This window comes from Achromobacter sp. SD115, assembly GCF_017355315.1.
GTDB classification, from domain to species: domain Bacteria; phylum Pseudomonadota; class Gammaproteobacteria; order Burkholderiales; family Burkholderiaceae_B; genus Achromobacter; species Achromobacter xylosoxidans_B.
Genome location: NZ_JADIJM010000007.1, coordinates 15,652 through 40,759 on the forward strand (window position 1 = coordinate 15,652; position 25,108 = coordinate 40,759).

A 25,108-nucleotide genomic window follows, 5' to 3' on the forward strand; every position below is an offset into this window, starting at 1 on the left:
TGAAAACAAGGGGGAAGGGCGCTCAGCCGGCTCCCTTGCTGTTTAGTGGCACAATACACACTTTGGCTTTGCCTTACTGGAAGGTGAGATTTTCATGATGTCTGATTCCGCACTTAAATCCTCGAATTCGCTGCGCGCCAAGCGCCGCGGCAAGCTGGGCGGCTCGATTGCCCTGGTAGGTGCGCTCATTCTCGGTTCGGCTGCTGCGATTCCCGCGCAGGCCCAAGGCACGAAGATCGGTTTCGTCAATACCGAGCGGATCCTGCGCGAGTCGGGTCCGGCCAAGGCAGCGCAAAGCAAGATTGAAGCCGAATTCAAGAAGCGCGACGACGAGCTCCAGCGCCTGAACAACAGCCTGCGTTCGCAAGCCGAGAAGTTCGACAAGGACGCTCCCGTCCTGTCGGAGTCCGACCGCGTCAAGCGCCAGCGCGAACTGTCCAACCTGGATACCGACCTGCAGCGCAAGCGCCGCGAGTTCCAGGAAGACTTCAACCGCCGCCGCAACGAAGAGTTCTCCGGCATCGTGACGAAGGCCAATGACGCCATCAAGCGCATCGCCGAACAGGAAAGCTACGACCTGATCATTCAGGACGCCGTCACGGTCAACCCGCGCATCGACATCACCGACAAGGTGATCCAGAGCCTGGGCAAGTAAGCAGCACCCGTCAAGCTATGCCGGTTTTACTGGATCTTGCCCGCGCGCCAACGCTGGAAACACTGTTGAGCGCCGCCAACACCCAGGGAATGGACTGGCGTATCAGCGCGGTTCCGGGTGCGGACCCGATGCGGGTCTGCGGCATCGGAACCCTGTCATCGGCGGGTCGGCAGGAAATCGCTTTCCTGGCCAACCCCCGCTACCAGAGTCAGCTAGGCGCCACGCAAGCAGGGGCGGTCATCGTCTCTCCCGACGTGGCCGAGGCTCTGGAAGCCGAAGGCCACGCCCGGCCGCCGTTCGCGCTGGTCGTCTGTCAGCATCCCTATCTGCTTTACGCCCGCGTGGCGCAGTGGTTCGATGCCGCCAGGCGTCCCGCGCTGCCCGCATCCACGCATCCCTCCGCGGTCGTCGCCGCTGACGCCATCATCGAAGAGGGCGTGCGTATCGGTCCGAATTGCGTCGTCGAATCCGGCGCCCGCATCGGTCGCGATACCGTGCTCGGACCGGGCTGCGTCATCGGCGCCGGCTCGTCCGTGGGGCCCGGTAGCCGCCTGTACGCCCATGTCACGCTGTATGACGGGGTCGAGGTGGGCGCGCGCGCGATCATCCATAGCGGCGCCGTGCTGGGCGCGGACGGCTTCGGCTTTGCGCCGGACCCGACGCTGGGCAAGGGCGCCTGGGGCAAGATTCCCCAGCTCGGCGGCGTGACCGTTGGTGATGACGTCGAGATCGGCGCCAACACCACCGTCGACCGCGGTGCGCTGGAGGACACCATCCTGTCCGATGGCGTGAAGCTGGACAACCAGATCATGGTCGCGCACAACTGCCGCATCGGCGCGCATACCGCCGTTGCGGCCTGCGTCGGCGTGGCCGGCTCGACCACCATCGGCGAGCGCTGCACCATAGGCGGCGCGGCCATGCTGTCGGGACACCTGACGCTGGGTGACGATGTGCATATTTCCGGAGGCACCGCGGTGACCTCCAGCATTTCGAAGCCTGGCCGCTATACCGGGGTCTTCCCGTATGCGGAACATGGCGAATGGCAGCGCAACGCCGCCGTGATACAACAGTTGGCGCAATTGCGCCGGCGCGTGCGGACGCTGGAAAAAGACTAGGGCGCATTGCCGCCGCTGGCGCGTCCGCGCCGCACGTTTACTTTACTTCGCAGGAAAGCATAGAAAAATGGAACTCGACATCAAGGGGATCATGGAGAGGCTGCCGCATCGTTATCCGATGCTGCTGATTGACCGCGTCGTCGAAATGGTGCCTGGCAAGTCCATCGTGGCCATCAAGAACGTCTCGATCAATGAACCGTTTTTCAACGGCCATTTTCCGCACCACCCGGTGATGCCGGGCGTGCTCATCGTGGAAGCCATGGCTCAGGCCTCCGCCCTGTTCTCGTTCACCGACGAAAACGGCGGCCTGAAGTGCGAAGGTTCCAAGACCGCGTATTACCTGGTCGGCATCGACGGCGCGCGTTTCCGCCGTCCGGTGGTGCCGGGCGACCAATTGCGCATCGAGGTGGAAGCCGAACGCCTGAGCCGTAGCATCTGTAAGTACCAAGCGCGCGCGACGGTGGACGGCCAGGAAGTCGCCTCGGCCAAACTGATGTGCGCGATTCGCAGCCTGGAAGAGTAAATGGCAGGAAACATTCACCCCACCGCCGTCGTTGATCCGGCGGCTAAGCTCGACCCGACCGTCGTCGTCGGTCCGTTCGCGACCATCGGTCCCAATGTGACCATCGGCGCAGGCACCGAGATCGGCCCGTACTGCATGGTGGACGGGGTGACGACCATCGGGCGCGACAACCGCTTCTATCGCTACTGCTCGGTCGGCGGCATGCCGCAGGACAAGAAGTACCAGGGCGAGCCTACCCGCCTGGAAATCGGCGACCGCAATACCTTCCGGGAATTCGTCACGCTCAACACGGGCACCGTGCAGGATGGCGGGGTTACGACGCTGGGCGATGACAACTGGGTCATGGCGTATGTGCACGTGGCGCATGATTGCCACATCGGCAGCAACACCATTCTGGCCAACTCGGTGCAACTGGGCGGCCATGTCCACGTCGGCGATTGGGCCATCGTGGGCGGCCTGACCGGCGTGCACCAGTTTTCGCGCATCGGCGCGCACAGCATGACGGGCGGCAACAGCTCTCTCATGCAGGACACGCCGCCTTTCGTGCTGGCCGCGGGCAATCCTTGCCGTCCGGTGGGCGTCAACGTCGAAGGCCTCAAGCGCCGGGGCTTCACGCCCGCCGATATTGCGGCGCTGCGCGATGCCTACAAGATCATCTACCGCCGCGGTCTGTCCCTGGACGCGGCGCGCGCCGAAATACGCGCCCGCCAGCAGGCCGAACCCGAGGTCGCCCCGCATCTGCAGACCTTGCTCGACTTCCTGGACGTCGCGAGCCGCGGCATCATCCGCCCATGAACACTCGGATCGGCATGGTGGCCGGCGAGCCTTCGGGCGACCTGCTGGCAGGTCGCATCATTGCCGGTCTGCAAGCGCACGACGCCGCCATCCGCTGCGAAGGCATAGGCGGGCCGCAGATGCAGGCCCGCGGCTTCGATGCCTGGCATCCCATGCACGCCTTGACGGTGTTCGGCTATGTCGACGCGCTCAAGCGCCTGCCCAGCCTGCTGGGCACCTATCGGAACGTCAAGCAGCGCTGGCTGGCGGAGCCGCCCGCCGTATTCGTCGGCATCGACGCACCGGACTTCAACCTGCGCCTGGAGCACCAATTGCGCCAGGCGGGTACGCCCACCGTGCATTTCGTCGGGCCGTCGATCTGGGCCTGGCGCTATGAGCGCATCCACAAGATCCGCGAGTCGGTGTCGCACATGCTGGTGCTGTTCCCGTTCGAGGAAGAGATCTACCGCAAGGAAGGCATTCCGGTCACGTACGTGGGCCACCCGCTGGCCGGGGCCGTGCCCATGCAGCCGGACCGCGCCGCGGCGCGCGAGCGTCTGGGCGTCGATCAGAACGCCCGCGTGCTGGCGATCCTGCCGGGCAGCCGTTCGTCCGAGATCCGCCTTTTGGCGCCGCGCTTTCTGCAAGCCGCGCAGATACTGTTGAAGAAAGATCCGGCGCTGCAATGCGTGGTACCCATGGTCAATGACCAGCGGCGCGCGGAGTTCCAGGCGATCCTGGCTCAGTACCCCGTGCCGGGGCTGCGCTGCATCACCGCGAACGATCTGCATGGCGAGGGTGGAGAGCGCCAGGCGCCGGTGGCCTGGTCCGTCATGGAGGCCGCCACGGCGGTGCTGGTGGCCAGCGGCACCGCCACGCTGGAAACGGCGCTGTACAAGCGGCCCATGGTGATTTCCTACGTGCTTTCGCCCTGGATGCGCCGCATCATGGCCTGGAAGTCCGGCCAGCAGCGGCCCTACCTGCCCTGGGTCGGCTTGCCGAACGTGCTGCTGCGCGATTTCGCCGTGCCGGAACTGCTGCAGGACGATGCGACCCCCGAAAAACTCGCGGAAGCGACCTGGACGTCCCTGACCGACGACGCGGGCCGGGCGCGCATCGAGGCGCGCTTTACGGCCCTGCATCAGGAGCTGCTGCGCGATACGCCCGCGCTGGCCGCCCAGGCGATCCTGGAGGTGGCAGGTGGAGCAGCCTGACCTGTTCGTGGCTCCCGAGCAGCCGGCCATGGTCACGGCGGGCGTCGACGAGGCGGGCCGCGGCCCGCTGGCCGGCGCCGTCTACGCGGCTGCCGTCATCCTGAATCCGGGCAGGCCCATTGCCGGCCTGGCGGATTCCAAGGTGCTCAAGGCGGCCACGCGCGAGGCGTTGGCGCTCGAAATCCAGGAATTTGCATTGGCCTGGTGCATCGCCAGCGCCAGCGTCGCCGAGATCGACAGCATGAACATCCTGCGCGCCACGATGCTGGCCATGCAGCGCGCGGTGCAAGGCTTGTCCACCCTGCCGCAACTGGCGCTGGTGGACGGCAACCAGGCTCCCAAACTGGGCTGCACGGTGCAGACCGTCATCAAGGGCGATGCCCTGGTACCCGCGATTTCCGCGGCCTCGATCCTCGCCAAGACAGCGCGCGACGCGGACCTGCTGCGTCTGCATGCCCTGTATCCCCAGTACGCTTTCGACCAGCACAAGGGCTATGGCACCGCGCTGCATCTGGCGATGCTGCGCGAGCACGGCCCCTGCGCCGAACACCGGCGCAGCTTCGCTCCCATCAAGGCCTTCGGCCTGAACTCATGAAGCACATCAGTTCCCGCGACAATCCCGCGGTCAAGGCGCTGGCCAAGCTCGCCGCCACGGCGGGCAAGCGCGGCGCGCCGGTGCTGCTGGACGGCGTGCACCTGTGCCAGGCCTGGCTGCAGCATCACGGCGCGCCCGATCAGGCGATCTTCGACGTGGAACGCCTGTCCCAGCCCGATATTGCGGCGTTGGCAGCCGCCGTGCCGGACCGCGACTGCCTGGCCCTGGACGCGCGCCTGATGCAGTCCCTGGCGGCCGTAGAAAGCGGGCAGGGCGTGGCTTTTCAGGTGACGCCGCCGGCCCTGGACCTGCCCGATGCCGTGGACGAGAACTGCGTGCTGTTCGACCGCATCCAGGATCCCGGCAACGTCGGCACGCTGCTGCGCACTTGCGCGGCGGCGGGCGTGAAGCGCGTCTTCCTGGCGACGGGCACCGCCGCCGCCTGGTCTCCCAAGGTGCTGCGCAGCGGCCAGGGCGCCCATTTCGCCCTGGCTATCCACGAGCATGTCGATCTGGCCGCCTTGCTGCCCCGGCTGCAGATACCGCTGGTGGCGACCGCGCTGGACGGCGCGCGCGACCTGTACGAAGGCGTGCTGCCGCAACGCTGCGCCTGGGTGTTCGGCCATGAGGGCCAGGGCGTGGCCGCGGAACTGCTTGCCGCCGCGCGCCTCAAGGTGCGCATACCGCACGACATGGCGGCGGTGGAATCGCTCAATGTAGGCGCCGCAGCCGCGATCTGCCTCTTCGAGCAGCGGCGCCAAGCCTTGCGCGGCACTCCGGGCTGAAGGCCGAGCAACCCGGCGTTTCGCCGTTTTTCCGCCGATTGAAGGCACCGTCCCCTCTTTATACTGCCCCGTTTGCCTGAACGAGGTGGCCTTGAGCCGCGCGGCCGGGCGCGACCGGATCAAGGACGGGACATGAAAAGCTGGATCAAATCGAGTCTTGCCGCGCTGGGCGCGGCGCTGTTGCTAGCCGCTTGCGCCGGCCCCCGGTATGGCGACGTGGCGGACCGCATTCCGGCGCTGGAAGCTGCCGAAGGCCGGATCTACTTCTACCAGCCCGCGACGTCCAACGGCGACAAAGTCGCGCAGCCCGCAATCCTGGTCGATGGCCGCAAGGTCGGGCGTTCCAAATCCGGCCGCTTTTTCTTCGTGGACCGCGCGCCAGGCGAGTTGGAAGTCATTACCGCCACCGACCGCAAGGAGCGCAAGGATGCACTCAAGGTCCCCTTGGCCGCGGGGCAGACCCAGTACCTGCGGGTGGATATCGCGGGCGGGCGGCAGGTCCTGCGGCTGGAGGCCTCCGCTGACGAAGCCCTGCAGGCCATGAAGGACCTGCGTTATTGGGGCGCAGGCCGGCGCGAGCGCGAGCCGCTGCGCTACGAGTAAAATTACAATATGTATGTTTTAGATTTATTTATATACCTGTTCGCACCGGGCCGTAGCGTTGATGGCCTGCGAGGCAGGCAAACCGGAGAAGACGGAATGAAGCGCAGGTTCAAGTTGGTGGCTGCCGCCGTGCTGGGCGCGGCCCTGTTGGCGGGTTGCAGCGGTCCTCGGTACAAGGAGGTTGCCAGTTCCATTCCCATGATGGTGCCGGAAACGGGCCGCATCTACTTTTACCAGCCGCCGGCGCCGGTGGGCGTGGTGTCGGCCCAGCCGTACCTGCGCGTGAACGGGCTGAAGGTCGGCCGTTCCAAGCCGGGCAGCTTCTTCTATGTGAACCGGCCTGCCGGCCAGTACGTGGTCGACACTTTGCGCGACGACGAGAAACTGTCGTTCACGCTGGCCCCGGGCCAGACCCGCTACGTGCGCTTGAGCATCGAAGGCGTGAGTGGCAACTCGTCCAACATGGGCCGCCAGGACATGCGCCTGGAAGAGTCGGAGGCAACCGCCCAGCAGGAAATGGGGCCGCTGCAATATTGGGGCGCGGGGTCGCGCGAGCGCGTCAAGCTGCGCCCCTGATCTGGGCCATGTCTTAAAGCAGGGCGCGCCATCGGCGCGCCCTTGCCATTTTCAGCCCCGGTCCAGGCCCACTTCCTGCAACACCGTCGTGGCGATTTCCTCAATCGATTTGGTGGTGCTGGACAGCCAGGAAATGCCTTCCCGGCGCATCATGCGTTCGGCCTCGGCCACTTCGTAGCGGCACTGTTCCAGTTGCGCATAGCGGCTGTTGGGGCGGCGCTCGTTGCGGACTTCGGCCAGGCGTTCGGGCTGGATCGACAGGCCGAACAGCTTGCCGCGGTGCGGCGCGATGGTCGAGGGCAGGGTGCCGCGCTCGAAATCGTCCGGCGTGAGTGGGAAGTTGGCCGCCTTGATGGCGTACTGCATGGCCAGGTACAGGCTGGTGGGCGTCTTGCCGCAGCGGGACACGCCGACCAGGATCACGTCCGCCTGATCCAGCTGGTTCACGAACTGACCGTCGTCATGCGCCAGGCTGAAATTGATGGCGTCGATGCGGTTGCGGTACTTTTCCGAATTGGCCTGCATGTGCGAGCGGCCGATGGAATGGCTGGACTTCAGGCCCAGGGCCTGCTCGATATGGCTGACAAAGGTGCCGAACAGGTCCAAGAAAACGCCGTTCGCTTGGCGAACGCGCGCCAGAATGTCCGGATTGACCAGGGTGCTGAACACGATCGGAGGAACGCCAGCCTCCAGCGCGCTGCGGTCGATCCGCATGGCCACTTCCGCCGCCTTTTCCAGCGTGTCGACAAAGGGCAGGCGGATAGGCTTGAAATTGACCTCTTCAAACTGCGAAAGCACTGACTGGCTGAAGGTTTCTGCGGTGATGCCGGTACTGTCGGAAACGATGTATACCGTGCGTACGATCGGGGTAGATGTCATGTGTAAAAAATTCCAACCAGGCAGATGGCCGGATGCACTCCACCGAGTACAATCAGGCCCCTATAAGTCACCCCAAGGGCGGTCCAAGGCCAGTTTGGTCAGCGCGTAAATTGGAGCTGCGATCCAGCTTCCTGATGCATTGACCAAACTCGCTTTCATTCCATTGTAAAAGGTGACTTCAATGTCGTACGTTGTTTTGTTCGAGCAGCTCCGCATGACGGATGTGGACTCGGTAGGAGGCAAGAACGCATCACTAGGCGAAATGATCAGTCAGCTGTCTGGCGCGGGTGTCCGCGTGCCGGGCGGCTTTGCCACGACAGCTGATGCTTTCCGCGACTTCCTCAAGGCCTCCGGCCTGGACAAGCGCATCGCCGAACGCCTGACCACGTTGAACCCCGAAGACGTGCGCGAACTGGCCAACGCCGGCTCGCAGATCCGCCAATGGATCATCGACGCGCCGTTCTCGTCCGAATTCGAATCGCAGATCCGTACCGCCTTCGCCAAGCTCGACGCTGACGGCAAGGGTTCGTTCGCCGTGCGCTCCTCCGCGACCGCCGAAGATCTGCCCGACGCCTCGTTCGCCGGCCAGCAGGAAACCTTCCTCAACGTCGTCGGCATCGACGACGTGCTGGACAAGATCCGCCACGTGTTCGCGTCGCTGTACAACGACCGCGCCATTTCTTATCGCGTGCACAAGGGCTACGCCCACGCCGACGTCGCGCTGTCGGCCGGCATCCAACGCATGGTGCGCTCCGACAAGGGCAGCGCCGGCGTCATGTTCACCATCGACACCGAATCGGGCTTCCAGGACGTGGTGTTCATTACCTCGTCCTACGGCCTGGGCGAGACCGTGGTGCAGGGCGCGGTCAACCCCGACGAGTTCTACGTCTTCAAGCCGACGCTGGCCCAGGGCCACTACCCGATCGTGGGCCGCCGCATCGGCTCCAAGCTGATCAAGATGGAGTTCGACCCCGAGCGTCCCGAAGGCCGCGCCGTGCGCACGGTCGACGTGCCCGTGTCCGAGCGCAACCGCTACTCGCTGACCGACGACGAGGTCAACGAGCTGGCCCGCTATGCCGTCATCATTGAAAAGCACTACGGCCGCCCGATGGACATCGAGTGGGGCCGCGACGGCATCGATGGCAAGATCTACATCCTGCAGGCGCGTCCGGAAACGGTGAAGTCGCAGCAGGGCGTCAACGACGTGCAGCAGCGCTATCGCCTGAAGGCCACCGGCCAGGTCCTGATCACCGGCCGCGCGATCGGCCAGAAGATCGGCGCGGGTCCGGTGCGCGTGGTCGGCGACATCTCCGACATGGACAAGGTCCAGCCGGGCGACGTGCTGGTCACCGACATGACGGATCCCAACTGGGAACCCGTGATGAAGCGCGCAGCCGCCATCGTCACCAACCGCGGCGGCCGCACCTGCCACGCGGCGATCATCGCGCGCGAGCTGGGCATTCCGGCGGTCGTGGGCTGCGGCAACGCGACCGACCTGCTGAAGGAAGGCCAGGCCGTGACCGTGTCTTGCGCCGAGGGCGACGAAGGCCGCATCTATGACGGCCTGATCGAAACCGAAGTGGAAGAAGTGCGCCGCGGCGACATGCCCCCCATCGATCTGAAGATCATGATGAACGTGGGCAACCCGCAGCTGGCCTTCGACTTCGCCCAGATCCCGAACGGCGGCGTGGGCCTGGCCCGCCTGGAATTCATCATCAACAACAATATCGGCATCCACCCCAAGGCGGTGCTGGACTACCCGAACGTCGACGGCGAGCTGAAGAAGGCCGTGGAATCGGCCGCCCGCGGCCATGCCAGCCCGCGTGCCTTCTTCGTCGAGAAGATGGCCGAAGGCGTGGCGACCATCGCCGCCGCTTTCTACCCCAAGCCCGTCATCGTGCGCATGTCGGACTTCAAGTCCAACGAGTACCGCAAGCTGGTCGGCGGTTCGCGCTACGAGCCCGAGGAAGAGAACCCCATGCTGGGCTTCCGCGGCGCGTCGCGCTACATCGCCGAGGACTTCGCCGAATGCTTCCGCATGGAATGCGAAGCGCTCAAGAAGGTGCGCGATGAAATGGGCCTGACCAACGTCGAAATCATGGTGCCTTTCGTGCGCACCCTGGGCCAGGCGTCCAAGGTGGTGGACCTGCTCGCCAAGCACGGCCTGGCGCGCGGCGAGAACGGCCTGAAGCTCATCATGATGTGCGAAGTGCCGTCCAACGCCATCCTGGCCGACGAGTTCCTGCAGTACTTCGACGGTTTCTCGATCGGCTCGAACGACATGACCCAGCTGACCTTGGGCCTGGACCGCGATTCCGGCATGGAACTGCTGGCCGCCGACTTCGACGAACGCGACGAGGCCGTGAAGTTCATGCTGCGCCGCGCGATCAAGGCGTGCCTGGCCGCTAACAAGTACGTGGGCATCTGCGGCCAAGGCCCCAGCGACCATCCGGACTTCGCGCAATGGCTGAAGGACGAGGGCATCCTGTCGATGTCGCTCAACCCGGATACCGTTGTCGATACCTGGCAGCGCCTGGCCAAGAACTGATAGGCCTTGCCTATGTGAAAACCCCGCGCCTGCAAGGGCGCGGGGTTTTTTTATGCGCTCAGGCCGGCAAGGGCTAGGCTGCCAGCGCTTCGCGCGCAATCAGTTCGCGCTTGCGGTCTATGCCCCAGCGGTAGCCGGCCAGCGAGCCGTCGGTGCGGACCACGCGGTGGCAGGGGATGGCCAGCGCGATGTTGTTGGTGGCGCAGGCACGCGCCACGGCGCGCACGGCGCGTGGCGAGCCTATGCGTTCGGCGATGTCGGTGTAGGTGGCGGTCTCGCCCACGGGGATCTCGCGCAGCGCTTGCCACACCTGACGCTGGAAGGCCGTGCCGCGCACGTCCAGCGGCAGGTCCAGGCCGCGCGAGGGATCTTCGACGAAGCCGACCACGGCCGCGACCCAGCCTTCGAACTGCGCGTCGGCGCCGATCAGGCGGGCGGCCTTGAAGCGGTCCTGCAGATTGCGCACCAGTTGTTCGGGATCTTCATGCAGGGCGATTTCGCAGATGCCGGTGTCGCTGGCCGCCACCAGCAGCGCACCCAGGGAGCATTGCGCCACCGCGAAGCGGATCTCCACGCCCTGGCCGTTCTTGCGGAAGGCGGTGGGCGTCATGCCCAGCATGGCGGGGGCGGCTTCGTAGAAGCGGCCGCTGGAATTGAAGCCGGCGTCGTACATGGCGTCGGTGACGCTGGCGCTCTGCTTGAGCTGCTGGCGGGTGCGGCCTGCGCGCAGGGCGTCAGCATAGGCCTTGGGGGTGATGCCGGTGGCCGCCTTGAAGACGCGATGGAAATGGAAGCGGCTCATGCCGGCCTGCTCGGCCAGCGTGGACAGATCCGGCGGCTGCTCGGCTTCCAGGGCGCGGCAGGCGCGTTCGATGGCGGCGGCGTGCTGTTTGCTCAGAGCGGCGGCTTGGTTCATGAAAAAGCTCCTGTTGCGCATGGATTCGCGCGCTTGGACCCATCGTCTCAAAAGCCTGCCGGCGCCGCACTCCGTATATTGCGCGGCGGTCGCGCGGGGCGCTACGCGGGCGCGTAGGCGTCGAGGAAGCGCCGCAACAGGCCGCCCGCCACGGGGGTGGCGCGGACATTGGCGGACAGCCCCGGGACGTCCAGGTTTTCAGCCGCGTAGCGGCGGCTGAAGCGTTCCAGGTGGGCGCGGATGAAGTCGGGACCGAATTCGGGGTGGAACTGGGTCGAGAACACGTTGCGGCCGATGCGGATCATCTGGTGCTCGTCCAGGTCCGAGCGCGCCAGCACGGCGGCGCCGGGCGGCGGTTGCAGCACGGTCTGCGCGTGCAGCATCTGGGCGGGAAAGGTGGGCGGCAGTCCGGCCAGCAGTTTGTCGCCGGCGGCCGGCGGCAGCAGTTCGACCGTCTGGGTGCCGACCTCGCGTCCGGCGGGGTTGTAGCCGACCTTGCCGCCCAGCGCATGGGCCAGCAACTGGTGGCCGTAGCACACGCCGAACATGGGCAGGCCGGCCGCGGCGGCTTCGCGCAGCCAGGCGGCGGTGTCCTCGCTCCAGGGTTCCTTGTCGGTCACCATGGCGGGCGAGCCCGTGATCAGGGCGGCGCGATAGCGGGCGGGGGGCTGCGGCCGTTTGCTTTCGTGCACGGGCACGATTTCCATGGCCTCGGCGGTCAGGCCGGCGGCCTGCGCGAGTTGTTCGGCATAGCCGCCGAACTGGCTTTTGAGCGTATCGTCCGGATCGCCGGTGTGCAGGATCAGGACGGGGAGAGCGGAGGGTATTGCAGCGGTCATTGGGGGCTTGTGCGTAAAGGATGCGGGCGCCGGGTTCCACAGGGATTTCCACCGCCAGCGCACATCATAATCCAGCGCTCGGGTCCCGGACGGAAGCGCCTTTCCCGTTCCGTCCCGGAAATACGTACAATTCCGCTCACATACTCATCCTTTCGGGCGAATAAAGACTATGTGGATCTGGCTGGGACTGGCCGCGCTGGCCCTGATCGGGGAACTGGCGACGGGGACTTTCTATCTGCTGCTGGTGGCCCTGGGCCTGGCGGCAGGCGGTGTGGCTGCGTGGTTGGGCGCGGGCCTGGAATGGCAACTGGTGGGCTGCGGCATCGTGCTGCTGCTGGGCCTGCTGGTCCTGCGCAAGACCCGCGTGCTGAAAAAGCGAGAGGTCGATTCCGCCCGCAATGCCGACGTCAACCTGGACATCGGCCAGACCGTGTCGGTCGAGGCCTGGTCCGACCAGGGCACCGCGCGCGTCTGGTACCGCGGCGCGCACTGGCAGGCGGAGCTGGCCCAGGGCCAGGCGCCGGTGGCTGGCGAACAAATCATCATCGAAATGCGCGGCTCGATTCTGGTGCTGGCCCCCAGGGGCACGCCGGGTCCGGCCTGATCAGCGCCGGCCCGCCGCAGGCGGGACCGGCAGCGGGCGTCCGCGTTTTCGGGCGATACCCGCGAGTGTATTTACCAGAAGGAGAGGCTCCGAATCATGATGATCGATACATCCACCATCGTCCTGCTTGTCATCGTCGCGCTGGCGATACTGATAGTCATCAAGGCCATCGCCATCGTGCCCCAGCAGCACGCCTGGGTGGTCGAGCGCCTGGGCAAGTTCGACCGGGTCTTGTCGCCCGGCGCGGGCTTTGTCATCCCGTTCATCGAGCGCGTGTCGTACAAGCATTCGCTCAAGGAAATCCCGCTGGACGTGCCCAGCCAGGTTTGCATCACGCGCGACAACACGCAGCTGCAGGTCGACGGCGTGCTGTACTTCCAGGTGACCGACCCGATGCGCGCCTCCTACGGTTCGTCGAACTACATCTCGGCCATCACGCAGCTGGCGCAGACGACCCTGCGTTCGGTCATCGGCAAGATGGAGCTGGACCGCACCTTCGAAGAGCGCGATTCCATCAACAGCAACATCGTCGCTTCGCTGGACGAGGCGGCGCTGAACTGGGGCGTGAAGGTGCTGCGCTACGAGATCAAGGACTTGACCCCGCCCAACGAGATCTTGCGTTCGATGCAGGCCCAGATCACCGCCGAGCGTGAAAAACGCGCCCTGATCGCGGCCTCCGAAGGCCGCCGCCAGGAGCAGATCAACATCGCCACCGGCGAGCGCGAAGCCGCCATTGCCCGTTCCGAAGGCGAAAAGCAGGCGCAGATCAACCAGGCGCAGGGCGAGGCCGCCGCGGTGTTGGCGATTGCCGAGGCCACCGCCAAGGCCATCACCCAAGTGGCCGACGCCGTGCGCCAGCCCGGCGGCATGGAAGCCGTGAACCTGAAGGTCGCCGAGCGCTACGTCGAGGCGTTCGGCAACGTCGCCAAGGAAGGCAACACGCTGATTCTGCCGGCGAACCTGGCGGACGTGGGCGGCATGATCGCTTCCGCCATGACCATCGTGAAGTCCACCCGCAACAGCTGATAACCGCGTCTGGCGGCGCCTGGCGATGATCGCTCCCGTTAACTTGCTTTTGATAGCGGCATTGGCGGGAGTGCTTGCGCTGTGCGTGCTGGGGTCCCTGGCCCGCAGCGGCATGGCGGGCATCAAGGAGGCGATACGCGCCAACCTGCTGACGCTGGCGGCGTTCGGGCTCTATGCCTTCCAGGTTACCGAGGCGCCGTTGTGGGTGTCGGTGATCGCCAGCAATACCGCCGTGGCCCTGGCGCTTTGCGCGTACTACACGGGATTGCGCCGGCTGCTGGGCCTCACCGTACCCAGGCGCCTCATGGCGCTGGCTTCCAGCGCAACGCTGCTGGCGCTGGCGTTCTACACCTACATCGAACCCCAGGTCGGATCGCGCATGGTGGTCATGTCCGGACTGATGTTCGGGTTCATGGCGGCCATCGCCATGACGGTCAAGCGCGGCATGCCGATGAACCGGTCCCGCTACAGCTACCATTTCGTGCGCGTGGTGGCGCTGGTGTCCGCGGCGGTGTGCGCGGCGCGCGCCGCCGTCTACCTGTTCGATATCGCGACGGCGCAGGCCCTGCTGCAGCCCACGGCGTGGAACATCGCGTTCATGACGCTGGGCGTGCTGACGATGCCATGCCTGACCCTGGGCACCATCATGATCATCCACGACCGGATGCTGGCGGACCGCGAACAGGAGGCCAGCACGGATTTCCTGACGGGCCTGATGTCGCGCAAGGCGTGGTGGCTGCAGGCCGAGCGCTATTGCGCCCAGGCCTTGCGCACGCGGCGGCCGCTGACGCTGCTGTTGCTGGACATCGACTATTTCAAGCGCATCAACGATACCCACGGCCATGCGGCCGGCGACGCGGTGTTGCGGCATTTCGGCCTGCTCGCCACCGCCACGCTGCGCACCGGCGACCACGTCGGGCGGGTCGGCGGCGAGGAATTCGCGGTGCTGTTTCCCGACATGCGTAGCGACGCGGTGATGGATGTGGCGGAGAGGCTGCTGGATTCGGTGCGGCGCACGCCCTGTGCGCACGGCGGCAGCACCATTTCCTATACCTTCAGCGCCGGCGTGGCGGACTGGATGCCTGGGGAGAGCCTGCAGGCATTTTTCGAACGTGCCGACCGCAAGCTGTATGCGGCCAAGGCGGCGGGGCGTAACCGCATCACGGGCCCGGGGCAGGAGGCTGAGCGCCAGCCGCTGCCCGAGGCCGCCTGAATCAATCGTCCTTGCTCTTGCGCGGGGCGCGGGTGTCGTGCTTCATGATGCGTTCCTTTTCGCGCTGCCAGTCCTTTTCGCGCGCGGTGTCGCGCTTGTCGAACATCTTTTTGCCGCGGCCCAGCGCGAAGTCCAGCTTGATGCGCCCGTTCTTATAGTGCAGGTTGAGCGGCACCAGCGTGTAGCCGCGCTGCTCGACCTTGCCGATGAGCTTGCTGATTTCCTCGGCCTTGAGCAGCAGCTTGCGCGTGCGCATGGCGTCGGGGTGGATATGGGTGGAGGCCGTGGGCAGGGGGCTGACGTGCATGCCCAGCAGGTACAGCTCGCCGTCGCGCACGATGACGTAGCTTTCCTTGAGCTGCACGCGGCCATCGCGGATCGCCTTGACTTCCCAGCCTTGCAGCACCAGGCCAGCCTCGTAGCGGTCTTCGATGAAATAGTCGTGCGTGGCCTTGCGATTGTCGATAATGCTCATAAAGCCCTTGTGCCTGGGTGCCGTGGCCTGCCGCGAGGCGTATTCTGGCCCCAGGTCGTGTTGTGCCGGTAAAATCGTGCCATTCTAGCCATTTGCGATAGTCGATGCACAAAGTACAACGATCCGTCCTGGTGCCTTACAGCGCCGCCCAGATGTTCGATCTGGTCGCCGACGTGGAGAAGTACCCGGAGTTCATGCCCTGGTGTGGCGGCGCCGAGGTGCAGACCCGCGACGAGCACGGCATGCAGGCCTCCATCCTGATCAGCTTCGCGGGCATGAAGCAACGCTTCACCACCCGCAACACCCATGTCTATCCCGACCGGATCGATCTGGAGCTGGTCGATGGGCCGTTCTCCAGCCTGGTGGGGCATTGGGAATTCCAGCCGCTGGCCGAAGACGCCTGCAAGGTCCTGTTCACCATGGAGTACGCGTTTTCCAACCGGGCGTTGGAAATGGTCGTGGGCCCGGTCTTCAACCGCATCGCCACCAGCTTCATCGATTCCTTCACCAAGCGCGCGCAGGCCAAGTATGGCGAATGAGCCGTCCGCGGCGCAGATCGGCGTCAGCGTCTGTTATGCCTTGCCGGGCCATGTCTGGCTGCGTGAATTGCGTCTGCCCGATGGCGCCACCGTGGCCGACGCGCTGGCGGCCAGCGGCTTTGCCCAGGCCTTTCCGGTGGTGCAGCCCTGGAGCCGGGGCGTGGGCATTTTTGGCCATGCCACCGAGCCGCAGGCCAGGCTGGCCGACGGCGACCGCGTGGAAATCTACCGCGGCCTGAGTTTCGATCCCAAGGAATCGCGCCGCCGCCGCGCCGAACACCGCCGCGCCAAGACGGCGAAGAACGGCAGGGTCCGCCCGGCCGGGCTGCTGTAGGGCTACGCTCCGAGGGGTGGCTTGCCGCCCCGCACAATGTCGCAAATAGGACAAATTCTCCTGCCGCTTCCGGCGTAACATAAGCATCGTCACGCATTTACGTTTACGTCAACGTCATGTCAAAATCGACGGGCTGGCGTTCACGAGACGGCAGCAACGCCAACAGACAATACTCAGTACAACAGGAGACAGGCTGTGGACTTGGAACTGACCGACGAGCAACGCGCTTTTGCGCAGGCGGCGCGCGACTACGCCGAGGGCGAACTGGCGCCCAACGCGGCGCGCTGGGACGCCGAGGGCATCTTCCCGCGCGAAGCCTTTGCGCGGGCGGGCGAGATGGGCTTTTGCGCCATCTACGCCAGCGAGGACATCGGCGGCCTGGGGTTGCCGCGCCTGGACGCCACCCTGGTGTTCGAGGAAATGGCGGCGGTGGATCCGTCGACCACGGCCTTCCTCACGATCCACAACATGGCTACCTGGATGGTCGGCAACTGGGGCCAGCCCGCGTTGCGCGAAGCCTGGGGACCGTTGCTGGCCAGCGGCCAGAAGCTGGCTTCCTACTGCCTGACCGAGCCGGGCGCGGGTTCGGACGCCGCTTCCTTGTCGACCCGGGCGCAACGCCAGGGCGATGACTACATCCTCAACGGCGCCAAGGCCTTCATTTCGGGCGGCGGCGACACCGACCTGCTGGTGGTCATGGCGCGCACCGGCGGCGAGGGCGCGGGCGGCATCAGCGCCTTTGCCGTGCCGGCCGACAGCGAGGGCATAGGCTACGGACGCAAGGAAGAGAAGATGGGCTGGAACAGCCAGTCCACCCGTCCCATCACCTTCGAAAACGTCCGCGTGCCGGCGGCCAACATGCTGGGCCAGGAAGGCGAGGGCTTCAAGATCGCCATGAAGGGCCTGGACGGCGGCCGCATCAATATCGGCACCTGCTCGGTGGGCGCGGCGCAGGGCGCGCTGGACGCCGCCCGGCGCTACATGGACGAGCGGCGCCAGTTCAACCGCCGCCTGGCCGAGTTCCAGGCCCTGCAGTTCAAGCTGGCCGACATGGCGACGCACCTGGTGGCGGCGCGCCAGATGGTGCGCCTGGCGGCCTGCAAACTGGACGCCGGGGCGCCCGACGCGGCGACCTACTGCGCCATGGCCAAGCGCTTCGCCACCGACATGGGTTTCCAGATCTGCCTGGATGCGCAACAAATCCACGGTGGCTACGGATACCTGCGGGACTATCCCTTGGAGCGTCTGGTGCGCGATACTCGCGTTCATCAGATTCTGGAAGGGACCAACGAGATCATGCGCGTGATCATCGCCCGCCAATTGTTGGAAAAAGGAGCCGACATAAGATGAATGCACCGGTGCTGTTCGAAGAAAAAACCGCTGCCAATGGAGTGCGCTTCGGGATCGCGACGCTGAATTCGCCGCAGACCCTGAACGGCTTGTCGCTGGAAATGGTGGACCTGCTGGCCGAGCGGCTGGACGCCTGGGCACGCGATCCCGGCGTGGCCCTGGTGGTGCTGCAGGGCGCGGGTGAAAAAGCCTTCTGCGCGGGCGGCGACCTGCACGGCCTGTACCGCAGCATGACTGAAAACGCCGGCAAGCCGGGATGGAGCAACGCCTACGCCCGCCGCTTCTTCGAGCACGAGTACCGCCTGGACTACCGCATTCACACCTATCCCAAGCCGGTCCTGTGCTGGGGCCATGGCATCGTCATGGGCGGGGGCATCGGCCTGATGATGGGCGCCAGCCACCGCGTGGTCAGCGAAAGCTCCCGGCTGGCGATGCCGGAGGTCACCATCGGCCTGTTCCCGGACGTGGGCGGCAGCTGGCTGCTGAACCGCATGTCGGGCCGCCTCGGCCTGTTCCTGGCGCTGACCGGCGCGCAGCTGGGTACGTCGGACGCGATTTTCGCCGGCCTGGCGGACTTCCGCCTGGACCACGCGGATTGGCCCAAGCTGCTGGCCTCGCTCGAGGAGCAGCCCTGGGCCGGCCAGGGGGCGGACGCGGCGGAGGACGCCATCCCCCCGCGCGCCATCAACGACGGCCTGCTGCGCCGCGCCTTGACGGCGCTGGAGCCCAAGACGCCGCTGGCGCCGGGCAATCTGCGCCATCACTCGTTTCTGATCAACAGCCTGTGCAACGGCAACCGCCTGGACGACATCTACGAAGAGCTGGCCGCGCTGAAGGACCACGAGGATCCGTGGCTGGCGCGCGCGGCGCAGACGATGCTGGCCGGCTCGCCCGGATCGGTGCGCCTGTCGTTCGCGTTGCAGCAGCGGCTGCGCCTGCGTTCGCTGGACGATGTGTTCCGCGCCGAGTACATCGCGGCGCTGGCCTGCACCGGCCATGGCGATTTCGCCGAAGGCATCCGCGCCTTGCTGATCGACAAGGACAAGAAGCCGCGCTGGAATCCCGCCGCCATCGACATGGCGACCGACGCCTGGGTGCAGAAATTCTTTGACGAGCCTTGGCCCGAGGGCGAACCCCATCCGCTGGCGGACCTGGGACAGGAAGGGCGCTAGGGCCCGCGGCGGCGGATCCGCCGCCGCCCGCCGGCACGGCAACGCAGTACACGATGGTTTCACACCTATAGCAATAGCAACAGGAGACAAGACATCATGAGCAGCATCGCGTTTATCGGTTTGGGCAATATGGGCGCGCCCATGGCATTGAATCTGGTCAAGGCCGGCCATAGTGTGACGGTCTTCGACCTGGTGCCGGCGGCCGTGAAGATCCTGACGGACGCCGGCGCCACGTCCGCCGCGTCCGCCTCGGAAGCGGTCAAGGGCGCCGAAGTGGTGGTCTCGATGCTGCCGGCCAGCAAGCACGTCGAAGGGCTGTACCTGGGTGAAGACCTGCTGGGCAAGATCCCGTCGAGCGCGCTGGTCATCGAGTGCAGCACCATCGCGCCGGACTCGGCGCGCAAGGTCGCGCAAGCGGCCGAGGCGCGCGGCATCGCCATGATCGACGCCCCGGTTTCCGGCGGCACCGGCGGCGCAGCCGCCGGCACGCTGACCTTCATCGTCGGCGGCCAGGCCGCGGCGCTCGAGCGCGCCCGTCCCGTCCTCGAAAAGATGGGCAAGAACATTTTCCATGCCGGTCCGGCCGGCGCCGGCCAGGTGGCCAAGATCTGCAACAACATGCTGTTGGGCATCCTGATGGCGGGCACCTCCGAAGCGCTGGCACTGGGCGTGGCCAACGGCCTGGATCCCAAGGTGCTGTCGGACATCATCGCCAAGAGCTCCGGCCGCAACTGGGCCACGGAACTCTACAACCCCTGGCCCGGCGTAATGGAGCATGCGCCGGCCTCCAAGGGCTACGCCGGCGGTTTCGGCGTGGACCTGATGTTGAAGGACTTGGGCCTGGCGGCCGAGGCCGCCTTGTCGGCGCGGGCCTCGATCCCGCTGGGCGAGCTGGCGCGCAATCTGTATTCGCTGCACAGTTCGGGCGGTTCGGGCAAGCTGGACTTCTCCAGCATCGTCAATCTTGTCAAGCGCGAGCAGGACTGACATGGCGCCGTCGCAAGCGCAGCTGGACCCGGCCGCGCGGGTCCAGGAGAGCTTCGCCCGGCAGAGCATCATGACCTTGCTGGGCGCGGCGCTGGACGTGGTCGAGCCGGGCAGGGTGGACATCGTGCTGCCTTACCGCGCCGACCTGTGCCAGCAGAACGGCTTTCTGCATGCGGGCATTTCCACGACCATCGCCGACAGCGCCGGCGGCTATGCCGCCTATACCCTGTTCGCGCCGGGCGAGGACGTGCTGACCTCGGAGTTCAAGATGAATTTCCTGGCGCCCGCCAAGGGCAGCCGCTACGTCGCCAGCGGCCGCGTGGTCAAGCCTGGCAAGCGCCTGTCGGTCTGCCAGGTCGAGGTGCATGCCTACGACGGCGAGCAGGCCACGCTTTGCGTGATAGGCTTGCTCACCGCGGTGCGCGTGACGCCGCGTTGAACTCCGCGCGCTGCGGGTCCGGCCTGGTCGGCGGATCCGCGGCGCGTTCATCGCGCGGTGCATGGGTTTTCTGGCAATGCCTCCAAAAGAACATCATCGGATTTTCCGCAGCAACTGGCTGCGCGCGGCCGTGCTGGGCGCAAACGACGGCATCGTGTCCACCGCCAGCCTGATTACCGGGGTGGCGGCGGCCCAGGCCACGCATGACGCCATCCTGACCTCGGGCGTGGCAGGGCTGGTGGCGGGGGCGCTGTCGATGGCGGCGGGCGAGTACGTGTCGGTGCGGTCGCAAGCTGACACCGAGGCTGCGGACCTGCGCTTGGAGCAGCGCTCGCTCAAGCGCAACTCCAGCGAAGAACTGGCTGAACTCATCGACATCTACGTGGAGCGCGGCCTGACCCGCGAGCTGGCCGAACAGGTGGCGCGGCAATTGACCAGCTACGATGCGCTCGACGCGCATGCCCGCGACGAGCTGGGTATATCGATACATAACCGCGCCCGTCCGGTGCAGGCTGCGGTGGCGTCGGCGGCATCGTTCGCCGGCGGCGCGGCGCTGCCGCTGGCCGTGGCGGCGACGGCGCCCATGCCGCAATTGATCGTTTGGGTCATCGGCGCGTCGGTCGCCTGTCTGGCCGGCCTGGGCGCCCTGGCGGCGGGCGCAGGCGGCGCGCCCAAGGGACCGGCCGCGTTGCGGGTGACGATCCTGGGCGGCCTGGCGATGGCGGCGACGGCGGGGGTAGGCGCGCTGTTCGGCGTGGCGGTCTAGTACCAGCCAGCGCGAGCGCGCGCCGGCAGGAGCGCGCCACGACGGCTCCGGAACCGCGCCAGGGCGGCCTCGCGGACCGTGGGCTTACGGCGTGATGGAATAGGGCAGCGGAACCGCCCCAATGCGCGGGCCGTCCGCGGCACCCAGGCGCAGGTCGCCTTCGGGCAGTGCCGCCAGCGTGGTTTCGAACAGCACCGATACAAGGCCTTGTTCGCCAGCTGCGTCCACGACGCGGCCGATGGGCTCGCCGGGCTGCGTGGCGTCATAGACGTCCACGCCGGCCAGCGCCTGGTCCTGGACGGCAGTATCGGCGATGGTGCCGTATGCCATGCGCCGCTTGACGGTGCCGCGATAGTGGCTGCGCGCCACCACTTCCTGGCCCGGATAACAGCCCTTGGTGAAGCTGACGCCCTGGATCAGGTCCAGGTTGACCGTCTGCGGGATGAATACGTCCTGGGTGGCCGCGGTGATCCACGGTATGCCCGCGGCCAGGTCGGCGGCGTGCCATTGCGCGGCGGGCGCCAGGCCCAGCGCGTCGGCCAGCGCGGCCGACTGGTCCAGCTGTTCGTCGGAGGCGATCCACCACCAGCGCAGGCGCGCGTCGGCGGACGGCGCGGCGATCCAGGTGCCGGACGGCAGATCGACGCGTTGCCAGGGCGCGCGCGGCAGCGCGCCGGTTGCGGCTTCCAGCGCGGCGGCTTCGGCTGCCGAGGCCGTCACGCCCGCCACATGCAGCGGCGTGGCGCCGAGCTTGGCCTTGGCGCGCAGCACGAACATCGACAGACGCTTGAGCAGCGCCTGGGCCAGGTCCTGGCGCACCAGGCCGTAGAGCTGGGGCGCATCGTCCGCGCCGCCGGGGGCGCCGCGCCACATCACCAGGGTAGCCAGCAGGCGGCCTTTGGCGGTGCAGTAGCCGGCCAGGCGGGCGGCGTCCTGGGGCAGGCCGGTGACGTCCTGCGTGAGCTGGCCGTGCAGAAAAGTGAGCGCGTCCGCGCCGGCAGCGGCAAAGACCAGGAAATCGTCCAGCGGCGCAAGTTGCGCGCAACCTTCCGCGCGGGCGGGAATCGAAGAATGGAAAGCGTGCATGGAGGCGGTGTTATCGCGTCATCAAAGTGTTGATGATAGCCGTGTTCCCCTCCGGACTGGGCCATGTCCCCGCCGCGCGCAGGGACGCGCGCCGTGTTCTGCCCCTCTTTAGCCGCGACAGGTCCGCGCGATCAATTAAACTTCCGACACTTATGAAGAAGCGACTCTTTTTTTTCGTCCTGTGGTTCTCCCTGTTGATCGCGCTGGCTGCCGCCGCAGCTGTGGGCGGCGCCTGGTATTGGGCGCACAAGCCCATGCAGCTGAAAGCCGACAGGATAGATTTCGTGGTGGATCCGGGCAGCAGCCCGCGCACGGTCGCGCGGGCGCTGAACGAGGCCGGCGTGCCGGTCTGGGAGCCCGGTTTCATCTGGATGGCGCGCCTGTCCGAACGCGACAAGCAGATAAAGGCCGGCGGCTACCAGGCCATCAATGGCGACTCGCCCTGGCAACTGCTGGAACGCCTGGCGCGCGGCGACATGACGCAGCGGCAGATCACCTTCCTGGAGGGCTGGACCTACCGCCAGATCCGCCAGGCGCTGCGCGCGAATCCCGACGTCAAGCAGACGCTGGGCGAGACCACCGATGAAGAATTGATGGAACGCCTGGGTTCCGACATCAAGCAGCCGGAAGGGCTGTTCTTCCCGGATACCTACATTTTCACGCCGGGCAGCACCGATTACGACCTGTTGCGCCGCGCCTACCAGGAAGGCCAGCGCATCCTGCAGGACACCTGGGCCAAGCGCCAGCCGGACCTGCCGGTGACCACGCCCTACGAAGCCCTGGTGCTGGCTTCCATCGTGGAAAAGGAAACCGGCCACGGCCCGGACCGCCGCCGCGTGGCCGGCGTGTTCACCAACCGCCTCAAGATCGGCATGCTGTTGCAGACCGATCCGACGGTGATCTACGGCATGGGCGACGCCTACCAAGGGCGGATCCGCAAGCGCGACCTGCAGACCGACACGCCCTGGAACACCTACACGCGGCCGGGCCTGCCGCCCACGCCGATCGCGGCGCCGGGCCGCGCGGCGCTGCTGGCGGCGGTGCAGCCCGAGACGCACAAATTTCTCTTTTTCGTTTCCCGCGGCAACGGCACCAGCGAGTTCTCGGTCAATCTGAACGAGCACAACCGCAACGTTTCCCGCTATATCCTGGGCCAGGGCCAGAACGCCGCGCCCAGCCCGGCACCGGGCCGCGGCGGCGCCAACGGCAGCCCGGCCAACGGCGCGCCCGCAGCCGCTCCAACCAGCCCGGCGCCCGCCGCGGCGTCGGACGCGGCGCCCGAGCTGGACCCGGCACCAGTACAAGGACAAGACCAATGACCACGCGCGGACGCTTTATCACGCTGGAAGGCGTGGACGGCGCGGGCAAAAGCACGCATACCGTCTGGATTGCCGATTTCCTGCGCGCGCAGGGGCTGGACGTGGTGTCCACCCGCGAACCCGGCGGCACGCCCTTGGGCGAGAAGCTGCGCGGCTTGCTGCTGACCGACCCCATGGGGCTGGACACCGAGACGCTGTTGATGTTCGCCGCCCGTTGCGAACACCTGCATCAAGTCATCGAACCGGCGCGGGCGCGCGGCGCCTGGGTGGTCTGCGACCGCTACACCGACGCCACCTACGCCTATCAGGGCGGCGGCCGCGGCCTGGGCGCATCGCGCGTGGCCGCGCTGGAAGACTGGATGCAGGCCGGCCAGCCCGACCGCACCTGGCTGTTCGACGTGCCGCTGGAAGTCGCGCGCGCCCGACTGGCCGACGCGCGCGAACCCGACCGCTTCGAGCGCGAGGGGGCGGCCTTCTTCGAGCGCACCCGCGAGGCCTACCATGCGCGCGCCGCGGCTGATCCGCAGCGCATCCGCATCGTCGATTCGACCCGATCCATCGCCCAGATCCGCGTGGAACTCGAGGCGGGGTTGCTGGAACTTCTAGGGCGGCAGGAATGAACGCCACCCGCGCCGCCAAAGAGGAGGACGCCACGGCGTCCAACGCGCCGCAATTCCTGCCCTGGCAGGCCGAGACGGCGCGCACTTGGCTGGGCAACCGCGACCGCTTCGCCCACGCCTGGCTGATTCACGGACTGGCCGGCATCGGCAAGCTGGACTTCGCGGTCGCCGCGGCAGCCAGCCTGTTGTGCGAGACCCCGGACAACGGCCTGGCCTGCGGCCGTTGCGCCGCCTGTGCCTGGTTCGCCAGCGGCAACCATCCCGACCTGCGCCGCATCCGGCCCGAAGCCGTGGCCGTGGAAGAGGGGGCGGACGCCGCCGAACCGTCGGAAGACGCTGAGCCGGCCACGGGCACGGCCAAGCGAACGCCGTCCAAGGAAATCCGCATAGACCAGATCCGTTCGCTGGAATCCTGGTTCAACACCGCCACGCACCGCGGCGGCTGGCGCGTGGCGTTGCTGTATCCGGCCCATGCGCTGAACGTGGTGTCGTCCAACGCCTTGCTCAAGGTGCTGGAGGAACCGCCGCCGCACACGGTCTTCCTGCTGGTTGCGGACGCGCCGGACCGCCTGCTGCCCACCCTGGTGTCGCGCTGCCGCCGCCTGCCGCTGCCGGCGCCGGATCCGGACACCGCGCTGCAATGGCTGCGCGAACAGAACGTGGAGCCGGCCCGCGAATGGCTGGCCGCCGCGGGCGGCGCGCCGCTGGCGGCGCTGCGGCTGGCGCAGTCGGGCGAAGCTGCTTGTCCGCCCTGGCTGACCCAACTGGTCGGGCCGCTGTCCCAGGGGCAGTCGCCCGACGTGGGCACCTTGGCCGAGGCCCTGGAAAAGGTGGCGGCCACTGAGTGGATCGACGCCTTGCAGCGTCTGTACACCGATCTGATGCTGGCCAGCGCAGGGGCGCCCGCGCGCTATTTCCCGGCCCTGGGCGGCGCGGTCGCGCAGGTCGCCGCGCGCATGAACCCGGCCAAGGTGGCCGAGGCCGCGCGCTGGCTGACGCGCCAGCGCGCGCTGGCCACCCATCCCTTGAATGCCAAGCTCTTCGCCCACGCGACCTTGCAGCGCGTGGTGCTATCCTGCCTGGCGTAAGCCCTTGATCCGGCGGCGCTTCGTCCGGCAAAGGACGCGGCGCCGCGGCACTTGTATCCAGACTCATC

Annotated in this window: 28 protein-coding genes; 23 read left to right on the top strand and 5 right to left on the bottom strand. The window is 66.8% G+C overall.

Annotated elements, in window-relative coordinates:
- The first annotated feature begins 94 nt into the window (after nucleotides 1-94).
- The 9 genes from IPU70_RS11840 to IPU70_RS11880 all read left to right on the top strand — a co-directional run bounded on the left by IPU70_RS11840 (nucleotide 95) and on the right by IPU70_RS11880 (nucleotide 6,840).
- A complete protein-coding gene (locus tag IPU70_RS11840) occupies nucleotides 95-655 on the top strand; it encodes an OmpH family outer membrane protein (RefSeq protein WP_013393447.1) in 561 nt (186 codons plus the stop codon).
- A 17-nt stretch (nucleotides 656-672) separates the two neighbouring features.
- Complete coding sequence (gene lpxD / locus IPU70_RS11845; protein ID WP_207467484.1) at nucleotides 673-1,770, top strand: UDP-3-O-(3-hydroxymyristoyl)glucosamine N-acyltransferase; 1,098 nt, start codon at nucleotides 673-675, stop codon at nucleotides 1,768-1,770.
- A 67-nt stretch (nucleotides 1,771-1,837) separates the two neighbouring features.
- The gene (gene fabZ, locus IPU70_RS11850; RefSeq protein WP_008167730.1) at nucleotides 1,838-2,293 is read left to right on the top strand and encodes a 3-hydroxyacyl-ACP dehydratase FabZ; all 456 of its coding nucleotides are present in this window, start codon (nucleotides 1,838-1,840) and stop codon (nucleotides 2,291-2,293) included.
- Entirely contained in the window at nucleotides 2,294-3,088 is a 795-nt protein-coding gene (gene lpxA, locus IPU70_RS11855) for an acyl-ACP--UDP-N-acetylglucosamine O-acyltransferase (protein WP_207467486.1), read from the top strand.
- Nucleotides 3,085-4,281 carry a lipid-A-disaccharide synthase gene (lpxB, locus tag IPU70_RS11860; RefSeq protein ID WP_207467488.1) on the top strand — a complete coding sequence of 399 codons (1,197 nt, stop codon included), beginning with the start codon at nucleotides 3,085-3,087 and terminating at the stop codon, nucleotides 4,279-4,281. The genes lpxA and lpxB overlap by 4 nt, the downstream gene beginning before the upstream one ends.
- Nucleotides 4,268-4,876: a ribonuclease HII gene (rnhB, locus tag IPU70_RS11865; protein WP_207467489.1), complete on the top strand. Its 609-nt coding sequence runs from the start codon at nucleotides 4,268-4,270 to the stop codon at nucleotides 4,874-4,876. The genes lpxB and rnhB overlap by 14 nt, the downstream gene beginning before the upstream one ends.
- Nucleotides 4,873-5,661, top strand: coding sequence for an RNA methyltransferase (locus IPU70_RS11870; protein WP_207467491.1), 789 nt, complete (start codon nucleotides 4,873-4,875; stop codon nucleotides 5,659-5,661). The genes rnhB and IPU70_RS11870 overlap by 4 nt, the downstream gene beginning before the upstream one ends.
- Nucleotides 5,662-5,793: 132 nt before the next feature.
- Complete coding sequence (locus tag IPU70_RS11875) at nucleotides 5,794-6,264, top strand: DUF2846 domain-containing protein (protein ID WP_207467493.1); 471 nt, start codon at nucleotides 5,794-5,796, stop codon at nucleotides 6,262-6,264.
- Between the two features lie 96 nt (nucleotides 6,265-6,360).
- Nucleotides 6,361-6,840 carry a DUF2846 domain-containing protein gene (locus IPU70_RS11880; RefSeq protein WP_207467495.1) on the top strand — a complete coding sequence of 160 codons (480 nt, stop codon included), beginning with the start codon at nucleotides 6,361-6,363 and terminating at the stop codon, nucleotides 6,838-6,840.
- Between the two features lie 51 nt (nucleotides 6,841-6,891).
- On the opposite strand, the gene IPU70_RS11885 is transcribed toward IPU70_RS11880, so the two are convergent.
- The gene (locus tag IPU70_RS11885; RefSeq protein ID WP_207467497.1) at nucleotides 6,892-7,719 is read right to left on the bottom strand and encodes a pyruvate, water dikinase regulatory protein; all 828 of its coding nucleotides are present in this window, start codon (nucleotides 7,717-7,719) and stop codon (nucleotides 6,892-6,894) included.
- 181 nt (nucleotides 7,720-7,900) lie between these two features.
- Between IPU70_RS11885 and ppsA the strand changes: the two genes are divergently transcribed.
- On the top strand, nucleotides 7,901-10,267 hold the full coding sequence (gene ppsA, locus IPU70_RS11890) for a phosphoenolpyruvate synthase (protein WP_207467498.1): 2,367 nt from the start codon (nucleotides 7,901-7,903) through the stop codon (nucleotides 10,265-10,267).
- 73 nt (nucleotides 10,268-10,340) lie between these two features.
- On the opposite strand, the gene IPU70_RS11895 is transcribed toward ppsA, so the two are convergent.
- Nucleotides 10,341-11,183: a bifunctional transcriptional activator/DNA repair enzyme AdaA gene (locus IPU70_RS11895; protein WP_207467500.1), complete on the bottom strand. Its 843-nt coding sequence runs from the start codon at nucleotides 11,181-11,183 to the stop codon at nucleotides 10,341-10,343.
- 101 nt (nucleotides 11,184-11,284) lie between these two features.
- Nucleotides 11,285-12,022 carry a glutamine amidotransferase gene (locus IPU70_RS11900; protein WP_207467502.1) on the bottom strand — a complete coding sequence of 246 codons (738 nt, stop codon included), beginning with the start codon at nucleotides 12,020-12,022 and terminating at the stop codon, nucleotides 11,285-11,287.
- 169 nt (nucleotides 12,023-12,191) lie between these two features.
- Between IPU70_RS11900 and IPU70_RS11905 the strand changes: the two genes are divergently transcribed.
- From IPU70_RS11905 to IPU70_RS11915, 3 genes are all read left to right on the top strand, one after another.
- On the top strand, nucleotides 12,192-12,626 hold the full coding sequence (locus IPU70_RS11905) for an NfeD family protein (protein ID WP_207467504.1): 435 nt from the start codon (nucleotides 12,192-12,194) through the stop codon (nucleotides 12,624-12,626).
- Nucleotides 12,627-12,725: 99 nt separating this feature from the next.
- Complete coding sequence (locus tag IPU70_RS11910) at nucleotides 12,726-13,652, top strand: SPFH domain-containing protein (RefSeq protein ID WP_041655510.1); 927 nt, start codon at nucleotides 12,726-12,728, stop codon at nucleotides 13,650-13,652.
- 25 nt (nucleotides 13,653-13,677) lie between these two features.
- Nucleotides 13,678-14,865: a GGDEF domain-containing protein gene (locus IPU70_RS11915; protein ID WP_207467506.1), complete on the top strand. Its 1,188-nt coding sequence runs from the start codon at nucleotides 13,678-13,680 to the stop codon at nucleotides 14,863-14,865.
- A 1-nt stretch (nucleotide 14,866) separates the two neighbouring features.
- Here the strand turns inward: IPU70_RS11915 and smpB are convergent, their stop codons facing one another.
- Nucleotides 14,867-15,340 carry an SsrA-binding protein SmpB gene (smpB, locus tag IPU70_RS11920; RefSeq protein ID WP_013393463.1) on the bottom strand — a complete coding sequence of 158 codons (474 nt, stop codon included), beginning with the start codon at nucleotides 15,338-15,340 and terminating at the stop codon, nucleotides 14,867-14,869.
- Nucleotides 15,341-15,444: 104 nt separating this feature from the next.
- Between smpB and IPU70_RS11925 the strand changes: the two genes are divergently transcribed.
- From IPU70_RS11925 to IPU70_RS11955, 7 genes are all read left to right on the top strand, one after another.
- Nucleotides 15,445-15,879 carry a type II toxin-antitoxin system RatA family toxin gene (locus tag IPU70_RS11925; protein ID WP_006223413.1) on the top strand — a complete coding sequence of 145 codons (435 nt, stop codon included), beginning with the start codon at nucleotides 15,445-15,447 and terminating at the stop codon, nucleotides 15,877-15,879.
- The gene (locus tag IPU70_RS11930; protein WP_207467507.1) at nucleotides 15,869-16,213 is read left to right on the top strand and encodes an RnfH family protein; all 345 of its coding nucleotides are present in this window, start codon (nucleotides 15,869-15,871) and stop codon (nucleotides 16,211-16,213) included. Before IPU70_RS11925 ends, IPU70_RS11930 begins: the two co-directional genes overlap by 11 nt.
- Nucleotides 16,214-16,408: 195 nt before the next feature.
- A complete protein-coding gene (locus IPU70_RS11935) occupies nucleotides 16,409-17,563 on the top strand; it encodes an acyl-CoA dehydrogenase family protein (RefSeq protein WP_207467509.1) in 1,155 nt (384 codons plus the stop codon).
- Nucleotides 17,560-18,735: an enoyl-CoA hydratase/isomerase family protein gene (locus IPU70_RS11940; RefSeq protein ID WP_207467511.1), complete on the top strand. Its 1,176-nt coding sequence runs from the start codon at nucleotides 17,560-17,562 to the stop codon at nucleotides 18,733-18,735. The genes IPU70_RS11935 and IPU70_RS11940 overlap by 4 nt, the downstream gene beginning before the upstream one ends.
- 15 nt (nucleotides 18,736-18,750) lie before the next feature.
- Nucleotides 18,751-19,722: a 3-hydroxyisobutyrate dehydrogenase gene (gene mmsB / locus IPU70_RS11945; protein WP_207467827.1), complete on the top strand. Its 972-nt coding sequence runs from the start codon at nucleotides 18,751-18,753 to the stop codon at nucleotides 19,720-19,722.
- A gap of 1 nt (nucleotide 19,723) precedes the next feature.
- On the top strand, nucleotides 19,724-20,161 hold the full coding sequence (locus tag IPU70_RS11950) for a PaaI family thioesterase (protein WP_013393468.1): 438 nt from the start codon (nucleotides 19,724-19,726) through the stop codon (nucleotides 20,159-20,161).
- Nucleotides 20,162-20,237: 76 nt separating this feature from the next.
- Nucleotides 20,238-20,927 carry a VIT family protein gene (locus IPU70_RS11955; protein ID WP_207467513.1) on the top strand — a complete coding sequence of 230 codons (690 nt, stop codon included), beginning with the start codon at nucleotides 20,238-20,240 and terminating at the stop codon, nucleotides 20,925-20,927.
- An 84-nt stretch (nucleotides 20,928-21,011) separates the two neighbouring features.
- Here the strand turns inward: IPU70_RS11955 and IPU70_RS11960 are convergent, their stop codons facing one another.
- The gene (locus IPU70_RS11960; RefSeq protein WP_207467514.1) at nucleotides 21,012-22,013 is read right to left on the bottom strand and encodes a folate-binding protein YgfZ; all 1,002 of its coding nucleotides are present in this window, start codon (nucleotides 22,011-22,013) and stop codon (nucleotides 21,012-21,014) included.
- Nucleotides 22,014-22,165: 152 nt separating this feature from the next.
- Here IPU70_RS11960 and mltG point away from each other — a divergent pair, with 152 nt between their 5' ends.
- From mltG to holB, 3 genes are read left to right on the top strand one after another with little or no spacing between them, the layout of a single operon-like run.
- Nucleotides 22,166-23,332, top strand: a complete 1,167-nt coding sequence (gene mltG / locus IPU70_RS11965; protein WP_207467516.1) for an endolytic transglycosylase MltG — start codon at nucleotides 22,166-22,168, stop codon at nucleotides 23,330-23,332.
- Nucleotides 23,329-23,952, top strand: a complete 624-nt coding sequence (gene tmk, locus IPU70_RS11970; protein WP_207467518.1) for a dTMP kinase — start codon at nucleotides 23,329-23,331, stop codon at nucleotides 23,950-23,952. The genes mltG and tmk overlap by 4 nt, the downstream gene beginning before the upstream one ends.
- Complete coding sequence (gene holB, locus IPU70_RS11975; RefSeq protein WP_207467520.1) at nucleotides 23,949-25,040, top strand: DNA polymerase III subunit delta'; 1,092 nt, start codon at nucleotides 23,949-23,951, stop codon at nucleotides 25,038-25,040. The genes tmk and holB overlap by 4 nt, the downstream gene beginning before the upstream one ends.
- Nucleotides 25,041-25,108 lie beyond the last annotated feature (68 nt).